This window comes from Yersinia sp. FDAARGOS_228, assembly GCF_002073315.2.
Lineage (GTDB): Bacteria > Pseudomonadota > Gammaproteobacteria > Enterobacterales > Enterobacteriaceae > Yersinia > Yersinia intermedia.
Genome location: NZ_CP020409.2, coordinates 2,318,283 through 2,332,190, shown reverse-complemented (window position 1 = coordinate 2,332,190; position 13,908 = coordinate 2,318,283). Strand labels below are relative to the sequence as shown.

Genomic DNA, 13,908 nt, shown 5'->3' with positions numbered 1-13,908 from the left:
GAAAGCGGCTCCTAAGGCATCAGACCTTTAACGTCAATCGGTTTGGCTTCGTTTTCGGCTTCGCCTTTCTGCTTGCCGTCTACTGCCATACCGGACATCCGGTAGAAGTTATATTCAGGATATTTACCCGGGCCGGAGATCAACAAGTCTTCTTTCTCATACACCAGATCCTGACGCTTAAATTCACCCATTTCGAAATCCGGCGTTAGCTGGATAGCGGTTGTTGGGCAAGCCTCTTCACACAAACCACAGAAAATGCAGCGAGAGAAGTTGATACGGAAGAACTCGGGATACCAGCGGCCATCTTTGTGCTCAGCTTTCTGTAATGAGATACAGCCAACCGGGCAAGCAACGGCACACAGGTTACAAGCAACGCAACGCTCTTCACCGTCAGGGTCACGCGTTAACACGATACGACCACGGTAGCGCGGCGGCAGGTAAACCGGCTCTTCGGGATACATTTGGGTTTCACGCTTGTGGAAGGCATGAAGGCCAATCATCCACAGGCTGCGCACTTGGGTGCCGAAACCAACCACTAACTCTTTCAACGTCATGGTTCATTCACCCCTTATTGAGCGTTGTACAAAATGACCGCGGCAGTCGCCAGCAGATTCAGCAGGGTCAACGGCAGGCAAACTTTCCAGCCGAATGACATCACTTGGTCATAACGTGGGCGCGGCAAGGATGCACGGATCAGAATGAACATCACCATGAAGAAAGCCGTTTTCAGCGCGAACCAGATAAATGGCGGCAGGAACGGACCTTGCCAACCACCGAAGAACAGAGTGACTATCAGAGCAGAGACGGTCACGATACCGATGTATTCACCGACGAAAAACAGACCGAATTTCATACCGGAATATTCAATGTGGTAACCATCGGCCAGCTCTTGTTCAGCTTCTGGCTGGTCAAAGGGATGGCGGTGACATACTGCAACACCCGCAATGGCAAAGGTCAGAAAACCAAAGAATTGCGGAATCACATTCCAGACGTGTTCCTGAGAGTTAACAATATCCTGCATATTGAACGAACCCGCCTGTGCGACTACGCCCATCAATGATAAGCCAAGGAATACTTCGTAGCTCAGGGTTTGCGCAGATGCACGCATCGCCCCTAACAGAGAATATTTGTTATTACTCGACCAACCGGCAAACAGCACGGCATATACCGCCAGCCCGGCCATCATCAGGAAGAACAGAATACCGATATTAAGGTCCGCAACCGCCCAGGTCGGGCTGACCGGGACGATGGCGAAAGAGAGCAGCAGTGAGGTAAAGGCAATCACCGGGGCCAGCGTAAAGATAGCCTTGTCGGAAAAGCGCGGAACCCAGTCCTCTTTGAAGAACATTTTGATCATGTCAGCAACCAACTGCAATGACCCGCCCCAACCGACACGGTTTGGCCCGTAACGGTTCTGGAACAAGCCCAGCAAGCGGCGCTCACCGAAGCTCATAAATGCGCCGCAGGTCACTACCACCAACAGAATCACTACCGCTTTCAGGACAGAGATTAAAATCTCAATCAATTCAGGGGTAAACCAGCTCATAATACTGCCTCCCGCAGATTCTCAACGCGCGCACCCACCATCATCGGTGGAATGCCCGGTAAGCCAAGCGGCAAGCCGACCTGACCCCGAGCCAAGGTTTCACTCAGGCGCACTGGCAGACGCAATGTCTGACCGGCACAGTTGAATTCCACCAGCGTACCGAGGTTAACCCCAAGCGTTGCAGCATCGGCTGGATTGACCATCACATAAGGTGCTGGCATGCGCTGCTGGATGACATCTGAGCGCTGCGACATCTCTTCACTACCAAACAAGTGGTAGTAGGGGGCAATCTGCCAGCCATCAGCCTGAGCGGTAAAGGCTGCCGGTACTGAATCAAAGTAACCGAGCGTCCCCTCTCCTGCTTCAATCAGGCGCACACCCGGATCACCAAAGCGCAAGCTGCCACCCACTTCAGCCTGGAATTTGTTCCATGCCTGCGGTGAGTTCCAGCCCGGTGCCCAGGCAAATGGGATCTGCTGACGATCAGCCAGTGGGCTGTTATTCCCTTCCATTGAGAAAGCGAACGGCGTGTCGATATCCTGTGGCTGACGCGGTTCATGCACACTGATATCTGCGCGCATAGCCGTGCGGCCGCTGTAACGGATAGGTGAACGCGCCAGTTTCTGACCACGAATACGGAAGGTCGCATCCGGTGCTGCTTCAACAATACCTTCCAACTGTGGCAATGCGCGGACACAAGCCGCAATCACATGATCCAGTTGCGTCCAGTCCACATGGCGACTGGTATAAGTTGAATGCAAGGAGTGCAACCAGCGCCAGCTTTCCAGCATGATGCTGTTGTTTTCCGGTTTTTTCGGGTCGTCGTAATAGGTTGGATCGTAAACCTGGAAGAAGCGTTGAGCGCGGCCTTCCTGATTGACCAGCGTACCGTCGCTTTCAGCAAAGCTGGCGGCAGACAGAATCAGGTCTGCTTTTTCCATAATCGCGGTGCGTTGATGATCAACCACGATCACGTTGGCGGCGTTCTCCAGCGCGGCGTCAACTTTGTCTTGCGCCGCATGGCGATAGAGATCGTTCTCCATCACGATAACGCTGTCAGCATCACCACGGGTCAACAATTCCAGCGCGCTATCCAGTGAGCCACCGCCAATCATAGTCAAGCCGATGCTGTTGGCTGCACTGGCAACGAAGGTGATACCCACATCAGATCCACGGCCTTTCAGTGCGGTTGCCACGTTAGCTGCCGCAGCAATGATGGCATCGCTGCCTGCACTGCTACCGGTCACGATCAATGGTTTTTTCGCGCCCGCCAAGGCTTGCACGATGATATCCACTTTGCCTTTCAGCGCGGGGGCCAGATCCGTGACAGCCGGTGACGATGCATCTAGCGCGTTAGCGATAGCAAAGCCTAAACGAGCCTGATCATCCACCGGTGCGCGGTAGTTCCACGCCGCGATATCATCCATACGGGTGTTATCAACGTTTGTGATAAACAGCGGATGTTTAGCGTGTTGGCCGATGTTCATAATCGCCGCGATTTGCCAGTCAGCCACTTTCTGTGCAGCGGCCATTTCACGGGCTTTGCCTTTCACCGCCTGACGGACAGACAGTGCGATACGTGCGCCAGTCTGGGTCAAATCTTCACCCAGGATCAACACCGCATCGTAGCTTTCAATTTCGCGCAGTGATGGCGTGTAAATGCCGCCTTCTTGTAGCACTTTCAGCATCAATTGCAGGCGTTGTTGCTCACCTGCGGCAATGCCGGTATAGAAGTTTTCCGCACCGACCAGCTCGCGTAATGCAAAGTTACTTTCCAGGCTGGCACGCGGTGAACCGATACCGATAGTTTTCTTCGCCTGACGCAGAATATCCGCCGCACCTTGCATTGCCTGTTCGGCATTCAGGTGGATCCAGTCATTACCACGCAATTGCTGTGGTTGACGTGGGCGATCTTTCAGGTTGACGTAGCCATAGCCAAAACGGCCACGGTCACACAAGAAGTAGTGGTTTACGCTGCCATTGTAGCGGTTCTCGATGCGGCGCAACTCACCGTAGCGTTCGCCAGGGCTGGTGTTACAACCCACACTGCACTGCTGGCAGATACTTGGCGCAAACTGCATATCCCATTTACGGTTATACCGTTCGGAATGGGTTTTATCGGTGAATACCCCGGTCGGGCACACTTCTACCAGGTTGCCAGAGAACTCGCTTTCCAGCGTGCCGCTCTCAGTACGACCAAAGTAGACGTTGTCGTGTGCGCCATAAACACCCAGATCGGTGCCATCAGCGTAATCTTTGTAGTAACGCACACAACGATAACAGGCGATACAGCGGTTCATTTCGTGCGAGATGAACGGACCGAGATCCTGATTTTGATGAGTCCGTTTACTGAAGCGATAGCGGCGGAAACTGTGTCCGGTCATCACTGTCATATCTTGCAGATGACAGTTACCCCCTTCTTCACAGACCGGGCAATCGTGTGGATGGTTAGTCATCAACCATTCAACCACACTCTCACGGAACGCTTTGGCTTCGCCGTCATCAATGGAAATAAAGGTTCCATCAGTGGCCGGGGTCATACAGGACATGACCAAACGCCCACGGGTATCATCGGCGTTTTGGTATTGCTTTACCGCACATTGGCGGCAAGCGCCGACGCTTCCCAGCGCCGGATGCCAGCAAAAGTAAGGAATATCGAGTCCCAGGGAGAGACAAGCTTGTAACAGGTTGTCGGCCCCGTTTACGTCGTATTCTTTGCCGTCTACATGAATCGTAGCCATATCAGCATGCTTCCAAGTGACTTGTATTTGAACACGTTTATTGTCTGTTACGACGACCTTAAAACGGTTCGTTTACAAGCGTTAATCAAAAAATCTGGCTCTTGCTGAAAACAGCAAGAGCGTCAATGCTGCTACCAGCGCGCTTTTAATAGGTTCGGTTGAATACCGGCTATGGCTCGGGTGTTGCCATAGTCTTTACTTGCGATCCCGGCTTCGAATTCTTCCCGGAAATATTTGATCGCACTTTGTAGTGGTTCAACCGCGCCCGGCGCGTGAGCGCAAAAGGTTTTGCCCGGCCCCAAGAAGCGGCAAAGTTGCTCCAGCGTCTCAATGTCGCCCGGCTGACCTTCGCCGCGCTCCAGTGCACGCAGGATCTTCACGCTCCACGGCAACCCATCGCGGCAAGGGGTACACCAGCCACAGGATTCACGGGCGAAAAACTCTTCCAGATTACGCACCAGCGGAACCATACCGATCTCATGGTCTACTGCCATTGCCAGTGCAGTGCCTAACCGACTACCTGCTTTGGCAATATTTTCGAAGTCCATCGGTAAATCCAAGTGGTCGGCGGTCAGGAAATCGGTCCCTGCCCCACCCGGCTGCCAGGCTTTGAACTTCAAGCCATCACGCATGCCACCGGCGTAATCTTCCAGAATTTCACGCGCTGAAATACCAAAGGGCAGCTCCCACAGACCTGGGTTTTTCACCCGGCCAGAGAAGCCCATCAGTTTGGTACCCGCATCGTTACTCTTACCCGCCGTAATCCCCTGATACCAGTCAACGCCGTGCTCAAGAATGGCCGGAACGTTACACAGAGTTTCAACGTTATTGACGCAAGTCGGTTTGCCCCATACCCCAGACGATGCAGGGAAAGGCGGCTTGGAACGCGGATTGGCACGGCGGCCTTCCAGCGAGTTAATCAGGGCGGTTTCTTCACCGCAGATATAACGGCCAGCACCGGTATGAACAATCAGTTCAAAATCAAAACCGCTGCCCATGATATTTTGGCCCAGCAACCCAGCTTCCGTTGCCTCGCTAATCGCACGGCGCAAGTGCACGGCAGCTTCGATATATTCGCCACGCAGGAAGATGTAACCACGGTAAGCTTTCAGCGCAAACGCACTGATCAGCATCCCTTCCACCAGCAGATGAGGCAATTGCTCCATCAGCAAGCGGTCTTTATAGGTACCTGGCTCCATCTCATCGGCATTACACAGCAGATAGCGAATGTTCATGCTTTCGTCTTTTGGCATCAGGCTCCACTTCAAACCAGTGGAAAAGCCTGCACCGCCGCGCCCTTTCAGGCCAGCGTCTTTTACCAAATTGACCACATCAGGTGCTGTCATGCCTTTTAACGCTTTTTCAGCACCCAAATAACCATTTTTACTGCGATATTCATCCAGCCATACTGGCTGTTTGTCATCGCGCAAACGCCAGGTCAGCGGATGCATTTCTGGCGTGCGAATAACCTCTTTGGTAAAACCCGAATTAGTTGTCATGGATATTGCTCCAGTAACTTCTCAATATCTTCAGGTTTCAGATAGCTGTGGGTATCGTCGTCGATCATCATGGTCGGACCGCGATCACAGTTGCCCAAGCAGCAGGTTGGCAGCAGCGTAAAGCGGCCATCAAACGTGGTCTGGCCCGGCTCAATACTGAGCTTCTTCGAAATCGCGGCCTGAATCCCTTGGTAACCGGTGATGTGGCACACTACGCTGTCACAATAACGGATCACATGACGCCCAACCGGTTGACGGAAGATCTGACTGTAGAATGTGGCCACACCTTCGACATCGCTGGCCGGGATACCCAGCACTTCAGCAATGGCGTGAATCGCCCCATCCGGCACCCAACCACGTTGTTTCTGCACAATTTTCAGTGCTTCAATCGACGCGGCGCGGGCATCTTCGTAATGGTGTTTTTCATGCTCGATAGCATCACGTTCTTCAGCACTCAACTCGAAAACTTCAGTTGTGGTCGCCGGTTCAGCCGCATTGACTGCCAGATCCACCACATTTTGGCTTTCGTTATGATCCTGAGTCTCTTTTTGATCACTCATAATTAGCGGTCCACATCAGACATTACAAAATCGATACTGCCCAGATAGACGATCAGGTCAGATACCAGGCTGCCACGGATAACCGAGGGGATCTGCTGCAAATGGGCATAGCTTGGGGTACGTATCCGGGTGCGATAGCTCATGGTGCTAGCGTCACTGGTCAGATAGTAGCTGTTGATCCCTTTGGTCGCTTCAACCATTTGGAATGATTCGTTGGCTGGCATCACCGGACCCCATGAAACTTGCAGGAAGTGGGTGATCAGCGTTTCGATATGTTGAAGCGTACGTTCTTTCGGCGGCGGCGTCGTCAGTGGGTGGTCAGCCTTAAATGGCCCTTCTGGCATGTTTTTATAACATTGCTCCAGAATGCGCAGGCTTTGACGTAATTCTTCCACTTTCAGCATCACGCGGTCATAACAGTCGCCGTTGTTACCGACTGGCACTTCAAAATCAAAGTTTTCATAGCCGGAATACGGGCGCCATTTACGCACGTCAAACTCAACCCCGGTGGCACGCAGGCCTGCGCCAGTCACACCCCATTCCAGTGCTTCTTTGGAATTGTAGGCAGCAACGCCGATAGAACGCCCTTTCAGGATACTGTTCTGCAACGCCGCTTTGACGTAGGAATCGAGACGTTTTGGCATCCAGTCAAGGAAGTCACGCAGCAAACGCTCCCAGCCGCGCGGCAGGTCGTGTGCAACACCACCAATACGGAACCAGGCCGGATGCATACGGAAACCGGTAATCGCTTCAACCAAGTCATAGATTTTCTGTCGATCAGTAAAGGCGAAGAACACCGGCGTCATTGCGCCGACGTCCTGGATAAAGGTACTGATATACAGTAAATGACTGTTGATGCGGAATAATTCAGACAACATCACACGGATGGTTTTAACGCGATCCGGTACCTCAATGCCTGCCAGTTTTTCAACCGCCAGCACATAAGGCATTTCGTTAACGCAACCACCCAGATATTCGATACGGTCGGTGTAGGGGATGTAGCTGTGCCAGGACTGGCGCTCGCCCATCTTCTCCGCACCACGGTGGTGGTAACCCACATCCGGTACGCAGTCGACAATCTCTTCACCATCAAGCTGCAACACGATACGGAAGGCACCATGTGAAGAAGGGTGGTTCGGGCCGAGGTTAAGGAACATAAAGTCCTCGTTTTCGGTGCCGCGCTTCATACCCCAATCTTCGGGTTTGAAGGTCAGAGATTCCATCTCCAGATCCTCTTTCTGCTTGGTCAGCACAAAGGGATCAAATTCGGTAGCTCGTGCTGGGTAATCTTTACGCAGCGGGTGCCCTTCCCAAGTCTGCGGCATCATGATGCGCGTCAGATGTGGGTGACCATCAAAGGTAATACCAAACATTTCCCAAGTTTCCCGCTCATACCAGTTGGCATTAGGAAAAATCTTGGTCGCTGTGGACACGTGCAGGTCTTTTTCAGACAGTGCCACTTTCAGCATAATGTCGCGGTTACGCTCGATGGAAAGCAGATGATAGAAAACAGAAAAATCCGCTTCAGGGAGGCCCTGGCGGTGAGTGCGAAGACGCTCATCAACGCCATGCAAGTCGAACAGCATGACATACGGCTTCGGTTGTTTTCTCAGAAACGTCATTACTTCCAGCAATTGCTCACGCTTTACCCATACCACGGGCATACCGGTACGGGTTGCTTGAACAACAAAGGCCTCAGGCCCAAAACGGTTCGACAGCTCGCTAATCACCGGATCATCGAGATGATCACGGGTTTGCCATGCAGGCTGGGCGCTATCGGACGTCGTTAAATCGGTCATTATTTATTCACCACACTGTTTTTTCACCACACTGTATGTGTCATTTTGTGGTCATTTGCCGCACACATGTTCTGGAAGAAAAACCGTTCATTCCCAAAACAAATCACTTACGCACCGCGATCCTGAGCCGTTATCTTTTGCAAAATAACAAGCTTAGATCTCGTCAGGTGTACGCAGGTTAGTTACTGCAATTCGTTCAGCATGCTTACGCTCTCTTTCTGGTTGCATATTGGCGCGGTAAACGCCTTGATCACCTACAACCCAAGAGAGAGGACGGCGCTCTTTACCGATAGATTCCTGTAGCAGCAACAGTGCTTGCATATAAGCTTCAGGGCGCGGTGGGCAGCCAGGAATATACACATCTACCGGTAGGAATTTATCCACGCCTTGTACTACGGAATAGATATCATACATGCCGCCGGAATTGGCACAGGCACCCATGGAGATAACCCACTTGGGTTCCAGCATTTGTTCATACAAGCGCTGAATTACCGGGGCCATTTTGGTAAAACAAGTCCCCGCCACGACCATGAAGTCAGCCTGACGCGGAGAAGCACGCAGCACTTCCGCACCGAAACGTGCCACATCATGTACGGCAGTGAACGAGGTCACCATCTCCACATAACAGCAGGAAAGACCGAAGTTATACGGCCAAAGAGAGTTTTTACGCCCCCAGTTCACCATGTCGTGCATGGCGTTCTCAAGTTTACCCATGTAAACACTACGGTGGACATGTTGCTCGAGAGGATCGCCGCTGACGGTTTCCTGAGTTTGCAGGGGGTAACGGTCATTCTCACCGTTAGGGTCTATGCGGGTGAGCGTATAGTCCATGTTAATGCCTCGCTGTATTTATTGACCACTATACCCTTTGTACTTAGAGCTGCAGGGCTGTTAGCTACTTTCACTCACCCGAATCACTGACTTGAGTCAGCTCATCGGGATTAATGAGCCTCATGGTGGAGGCTCACCCTACGGGCTAGCATACATGCGCTTCAAATCGTGACCGATTTGCCGTCCGCTTGCTGCTGACCTGCAACGCCAAGATCTTTAGGTATATCTTGTGGAGGACTGCTGGCGTATTTGACTATGCTCGGTTTGCTCACTCGGCGATTAGAACGCGTAGGAGTCCAGTCCAGCGCGCCGATGCGCACCAGATAAACCAAACCAGCCAAGAGCACCAAAATGAAAATGGTTGCTTCGATAAAGCCTACCCAGCCACTCTCACGGATAGAGATTGACCACGCATACAGGTACAGGGCTTCAACATCGAAAATAACAAAGAACATGGCGACCAGATAGAACTTGGCAGACAAACGCATACGCGCAGAGCCTACCGAATCAATACCGGACTCATAGGGGACGTTTTTGGCGCGAGCCCGAGCTCTCCCACCCAGGAAGAACGCACCTAAGAGCATCAAGCCGCATAACCCGATAGCGCCGATCAGAAATACAGCGAACGCCCAATGATGAGCGATAACTTCAGTGGTTGTTGACATACTCATTGCTTACTCATCAAAAGTGGTGTCGGACATCCTGCTCTTATGTTGGCAGTTAGTGCACCACATCGATTCAAAGGGAAGGATAAAAACCACACGAAACACACTGTCTTTACAACTGTTTAGCCAGTGTTTTACTGTGGGCTTTTTACTCCTTTCAGTAACCTTTTGTCAACTTTGACAAAAGTAACTACACATTAATTTACAAACGCACGATCTTACTTAACATTTGGTGCGAAGTGTAAAGCTAAATCGTGTCAGTAATTTGTTAAGTCAGAACATACACATATAAACCAACGTGGAGAGTTCGTTTTAACTATACCATTGTCTCAGGAATAACCGGTTCTTCCACTCACTAGCTAGGGGTATTTTTTTGATCCAGAACACGTTTTGAGTGTTATTTCATAAATATTCGACGTGAAAAGTTGTCTTTTAAAAAAAATAAATAGTGGAACGTTGTTTTAATAAAAATAAATGGAAAAATAAGAAGAAATATTAACCACTAATTCAATATGGTTTATTCTGCTTTAACCCATACTCAGACTGATCGCTAAGTGAAATAAAGCGACGTTTTAAGCATGAAATTAAACGGGAGCAGTGGAAAACTGTTTTTTATAAAAGATAAAAACAAAAAAGCCCCTAAAATAAGGGGCTTATGATATTTTAATTAACGCTAGACGTTCAACTTTTCTCGTCTATTAAATAATCAGAATCCAGCACTAAATCCGATCCAGACTGCAAGCCATGTTGGTGGCCCGTCTGCATAGCATCAAAAATGGCTAAGGCCAATTCGTTGCCACACTGACTGTCTTTACATAATGCATAATGTGTTTCAGGCAACCGAGGTAGCCCTTCTGTTTCACCCAGTACGCGTAAATCAGGACTCATCATCTCTATTGGCCTGGCGGTCACACCCAGCCCTGCCCTGACTGCCGCACGGATGGCAGAAAGTGAAGAGGCTACATAGGCGATACGCCATGCAATACCGGCTCTGGTCAGATTTTCTATTGCCATATCGCGAAATGGGCTTGGCTCATCCATCACCACTAGCGGTACCGATTCACCTGACTGATACTGATAGTCGGCGGAACAATACCAAAGCGTGGGTGATGTCCTTAAGATCACATGATGAGTGTCGACCTTGGCGGTAGTAATAGCCAGGTCCACTTCGCCATTACTCAGCATATCAGCGATAAATGGACTGCGTTTTACTCGCACATCTATCGCTAGCCGAGGATATAGCGTCGCCACTCGGTTCAGCAAGAAAGGCAACAGCGTATCGGCAGTATCATCAGATGCGCCGATAATGAGTGACCCTTCTATATTGCTGTACATAAGTGACGTACAAGCTTCATCGTTGAAACGCAAAATTTTTCTGGCATAGCCAAGTAACTGGAGACCATGTTCAGTCAATAATTTGTTACGCCCATGGCGGGCAAATAACTCCTTACCGACTAACTGTTCTAACCGTTGCATTTGTTGGCTAACTGCTGATTGAGTCCGACAAACCGCTGCGGCAGCAGAGGCAAACGTATTCAAGTCAGCAACAGCTACAAAGGTTCTAAGCAGATCGAGGTCGAGATTAATTATCGGACGATTTGCATTTGTCATAGTGTATTCTTCACTTTTTTGAATTCTAATTACAAACTACCCTGGTGTTTTAAGTAACAGCGCCATCAATAAGGGACGACGCTAAGCATGACAGTACCCCACTCATTAGAGTAGGGCAAAAAATTTACTTATATTTCGTTACCGCTATCTCTTTTTATAAAAATCTATTGGATAAGTTATGTATTTATTTGTAAGAACAGTGATAGGCAGCCACTAAATCTTCGATTAATGAAGATTTTTTCTCTTTAGGAACCTGTTTTTCCTCAGGTCTTTTATCGTGCTGTAACGCCATTCTAATTAAAAAATCCGTACCAGCCTCTTTCAGAATATCAAAAAACATCAATATATCTTTGCGTATGTTTTTTATCTAATTGAGTAAATTCAACTAATAACATTGATACCCGCTAAGATTTAGCCTGGGTAACATTAATTATTCTTAATAGTTTTCCTATCTACAATTTTGTCTCTTTTCACATCTTAATAATATGTATGATGATATAAATTGTTGAATTGAGATCCCAACCATTAAAATACAGCATAATTAGGTCTCATTATCACCGGCATCAACCCGCCATTTGGGGGTGGAAAGTCAACGACATCTTATAGATACACTTTGTTGTTAACTGCTGTATATCATTCAATTAACCAGAATAAAACACCATAAAGTTACATAACAAAAGCATATAACAATAGCTTTTAGTCATAAAACATAAACTATATTCTGCAACAGCCAGGTTGGCTGCCGTTTCAAATAAAAGCAGACATTTGCACTAAAGACGTGCATAGAACTTCAAAAACCAGTGACGTCGGAGTACATTGGAGGCCTTGCAGTGTTCCACGCTGAGGACACGCTTTTACCAGCAAAAGGCTCAATTTTTTATGTCCCCCATTGAGAAATCCAGCAAACTGGACAACGTCTGTTACGACATTCGTGGACCAGTGCTAAAAGAAGCTAAGCGTCTTGAAGAAGAAGGTAACAAGGTTCTGAAACTGAATATCGGCAACCCAGCCCCATTTGGTTTCGATGCACCCGATGAAATTCTGGTGGATGTGATCCGTAATTTGCCGACTGCACAGGGCTATTGCGATTCCAAAGGCCTGTTTTCGGCGCGCAAAGCCATTATGCAGCACTATCAGGCACGGGATATGCGTGACCTGACAGTGGAGGATATTTACATTGGGAACGGTGTCTCTGAGCTGATCGTGCAATCCATGCAGGCATTGCTGAACCAGGGCGATGAAATGCTGGTACCTGCACCAGATTATCCGTTATGGACGGCGGCAGTTTCGCTTTCAAGCGGTACCGCCGTACATTACATGTGTGATGAAGAATCGGGCTGGTTCCCTGATTTAGACGATATCCGCAGTAAAATCACGCCGCGTACTCGTGGTATTGTGATTATTAACCCGAATAACCCAACCGGCGCGGTATACAGCAAAGAGTTGTTGCTGGAGATTGTTGAAATCGCCCGTCAAAATGATCTGATCATTTTCGCCGATGAGATCTACGATAAGATTTTATATGACGAAGCTCAGCATCATTCTATTGCTGCTTTGGCACCTGATTTGTTAACTGTAACCTTCAATGGTTTGTCCAAGACTTACCGTGTTGCTGGTTTCCGTCAGGGCTGGATGGTGCTGAACGGCCCGAAAAAGCACGCTAAAGGTTATATTGAAGGTTTAGAAATGCTGGCATCAATGCGTCTGTGCGCCAACGTACCGATGCAGCATGCCATTCAGACGGCACTCGGTGGCTATCAGAGCATCAGCGAGTTTATTCAGCCGGGTGGGCGCTTGTACGAACAACGTGACCGTGCCTGGGAGCTAATCAACCAAATACCGGGGGTTTCTTGCGTGAAACCTCAAGGTGCGCTGTATATGTTTCCGCGCATTGATCAGAAGCGGTTTAACCTGAAAGATGATCAGAAACTGGTATTGGATCTGCTATTGCAGGAAAAAGTGCTGTTGGTTCAAGGCAGCGCCTTTAACTGGCCATACCCTGATCATGTGCGGATTGTAACATTACCGCGCGTGGATGAGCTGGAGATGGCAGTTAGGAAACTGGGGCGGTTTTTGGAAACCTACCACCAGTAATTAATCAGGGCTTGTATAGCAAGCCCTGTTTTATTTATGCAGTGATTATCTTAAACAACCGAGTTCTTCCCTTTGTTGACGATCGATTAAAACCCTCACCGAATCATTAATGCTCCAAGATATTGCAGAACCTTGTTGTTTAATCAGCTTATTGCAACGTTCTATTCTTCGTTGCTCTTGCTGCTTATCCCTCGCGGCGTTATGCGTAGCGCAAAACTCCTCACTGAACGGCCCCAAATTTCCCCCGACACAGAACTCCTCCTGAGCTTGTGTTGTCGCACTGAATAATAAAATTGACATAGGAATAAGTAATAATTTCATATAACTATCCTTAGCTTTATAATTTAAATAAAATTTATATACTGAAATTTAATAATCCATAGAATGGACAAAAAAAGAATAATGAGTTCACATCACAGACTCAATAGAGCCAATGTTAAATAATTTCTTTTATAATTAATAAGATAGAATGAATGGCAAGGATGAAACACAAAGATAAAGTGAGGGTTTAATAAACAAAATTGAGATATTGTGAGAATATTTAATTAACTCATTATCTCAT

Annotated in this window: 12 protein-coding genes; 1 reads left to right on the top strand and 11 read right to left on the bottom strand. The window is 48.9% G+C overall.

What is annotated here, in order from left to right; genetic code table 11:
* Window positions 1–11: 11 nt before the first annotated feature.
* The 10 genes from nuoI to A6J67_RS23470 all read right to left on the bottom strand — a co-directional run bounded on the left by nuoI (window position 12) and on the right by A6J67_RS23470 (window position 11,592).
* Entirely contained in the window at window positions 12–554 is a 543-nt protein-coding gene (gene nuoI, locus A6J67_RS10765) for an NADH-quinone oxidoreductase subunit NuoI (protein ID WP_005191305.1), read from the bottom strand.
* A gap of 14 nt (window positions 555–568) precedes the next feature.
* Window positions 569–1,546 (bottom strand): NADH-quinone oxidoreductase subunit NuoH, encoded by a 978-nt coding sequence (nuoH, locus tag A6J67_RS10760; RefSeq protein WP_032907637.1) that lies wholly within the window; start codon window positions 1,544–1,546, stop codon window positions 569–571.
* A complete protein-coding gene (nuoG, locus tag A6J67_RS10755; RefSeq protein ID WP_050296728.1) occupies window positions 1,543–4,287 on the bottom strand; it encodes an NADH-quinone oxidoreductase subunit NuoG in 2,745 nt (914 codons plus the stop codon). The genes nuoH and nuoG overlap by 4 nt, the downstream gene beginning before the upstream one ends.
* 131 nt (window positions 4,288–4,418) lie before the next feature.
* A complete protein-coding gene (gene nuoF, locus A6J67_RS10750; RefSeq protein WP_050296729.1) occupies window positions 4,419–5,786 on the bottom strand; it encodes an NADH-quinone oxidoreductase subunit NuoF in 1,368 nt (455 codons plus the stop codon).
* Window positions 5,783–6,346, bottom strand: a complete 564-nt coding sequence (nuoE, locus tag A6J67_RS10745) for an NADH-quinone oxidoreductase subunit NuoE (RefSeq protein ID WP_005191318.1) — start codon at window positions 6,344–6,346, stop codon at window positions 5,783–5,785. The genes nuoF and nuoE overlap by 4 nt, the downstream gene beginning before the upstream one ends.
* Before the next feature lie 2 nt (window positions 6,347–6,348).
* Window positions 6,349–8,145 (bottom strand): NADH-quinone oxidoreductase subunit C/D, encoded by a 1,797-nt coding sequence (nuoC, locus tag A6J67_RS10740; RefSeq protein WP_005191331.1) that lies wholly within the window; start codon window positions 8,143–8,145, stop codon window positions 6,349–6,351.
* 153 nt (window positions 8,146–8,298) lie between these two features.
* Window positions 8,299–8,976: a NuoB/complex I 20 kDa subunit family protein gene (locus tag A6J67_RS10735; RefSeq protein ID WP_002210278.1), complete on the bottom strand. Its 678-nt coding sequence runs from the start codon at window positions 8,974–8,976 to the stop codon at window positions 8,299–8,301.
* Window positions 8,977–9,137: 161 nt separating this feature from the next.
* Window positions 9,138–9,647, bottom strand: a complete 510-nt coding sequence (nuoA, locus tag A6J67_RS10730) for an NADH-quinone oxidoreductase subunit NuoA (protein ID WP_032907641.1) — start codon at window positions 9,645–9,647, stop codon at window positions 9,138–9,140.
* A 675-nt stretch (window positions 9,648–10,322) separates the two neighbouring features.
* Entirely contained in the window at window positions 10,323–11,252 is a 930-nt protein-coding gene (gene rovM, locus A6J67_RS10720; protein WP_032907644.1) for a virulence transcriptional regulator RovM, read from the bottom strand.
* Between the two features lie 184 nt (window positions 11,253–11,436).
* Window positions 11,437–11,592, bottom strand: a complete 156-nt coding sequence (locus A6J67_RS23470) for a hypothetical protein (protein ID WP_155412737.1) — start codon at window positions 11,590–11,592, stop codon at window positions 11,437–11,439.
* A 539-nt stretch (window positions 11,593–12,131) separates the two neighbouring features.
* Between A6J67_RS23470 and A6J67_RS10715 the strand changes: the two genes are divergently transcribed.
* Window positions 12,132–13,346 carry a pyridoxal phosphate-dependent aminotransferase gene (locus A6J67_RS10715; protein WP_005191339.1) on the top strand — a complete coding sequence of 405 codons (1,215 nt, stop codon included), beginning with the start codon at window positions 12,132–12,134 and terminating at the stop codon, window positions 13,344–13,346.
* Between the two features lie 45 nt (window positions 13,347–13,391).
* Here the strand turns inward: A6J67_RS10715 and A6J67_RS10710 are convergent, their stop codons facing one another.
* Complete coding sequence (locus tag A6J67_RS10710; RefSeq protein WP_050296730.1) at window positions 13,392–13,667, bottom strand: hypothetical protein; 276 nt, start codon at window positions 13,665–13,667, stop codon at window positions 13,392–13,394.
* Window positions 13,668–13,908 lie beyond the last annotated feature (241 nt).

Coding starts and splice junctions, on each gene's coding strand:
- nuoC (WP_005191331.1), bottom strand. CDS start 8,145: ATGACCGATTTAACGACGTCCGATAGCGCCCAGCCTGCATGGCAAACC.
- rovM (WP_032907644.1), bottom strand. CDS start 11,252: ATGACAAATGCAAATCGTCCGATAATTAATCTCGACCTCGATCTGCTT.
- nuoA (WP_032907641.1), bottom strand. CDS start 9,647: ATGAGTATGTCAACAACCACTGAAGTTATCGCTCATCATTGGGCGTTC.
- A6J67_RS10735 (WP_002210278.1), bottom strand. CDS start 8,976: ATGGACTATACGCTCACCCGCATAGACCCTAACGGTGAGAATGACCGT.
- nuoE (WP_005191318.1), bottom strand. CDS start 6,346: ATGAGTGATCAAAAAGAGACTCAGGATCATAACGAAAGCCAAAATGTG.
- nuoG (WP_050296728.1), bottom strand. CDS start 4,287: ATGGCTACGATTCATGTAGACGGCAAAGAATACGACGTAAACGGGGCC.
- A6J67_RS10710 (WP_050296730.1), bottom strand. CDS start 13,667: ATGAAATTATTACTTATTCCTATGTCAATTTTATTATTCAGTGCGACA.
- A6J67_RS23470 (WP_155412737.1), bottom strand. CDS start 11,592: ATGTTTTTTGATATTCTGAAAGAGGCTGGTACGGATTTTTTAATTAGA.
- nuoF (WP_050296729.1), bottom strand. CDS start 5,786: ATGACAACTAATTCGGGTTTTACCAAAGAGGTTATTCGCACGCCAGAA.
- nuoI (WP_005191305.1), bottom strand. CDS start 554: ATGACGTTGAAAGAGTTAGTGGTTGGTTTCGGCACCCAAGTGCGCAGC.
- A6J67_RS10715 (WP_005191339.1), top strand. CDS start 12,132: ATGTCCCCCATTGAGAAATCCAGCAAACTGGACAACGTCTGTTACGAC.
- nuoH (WP_032907637.1), bottom strand. CDS start 1,546: ATGAGCTGGTTTACCCCTGAATTGATTGAGATTTTAATCTCTGTCCTG.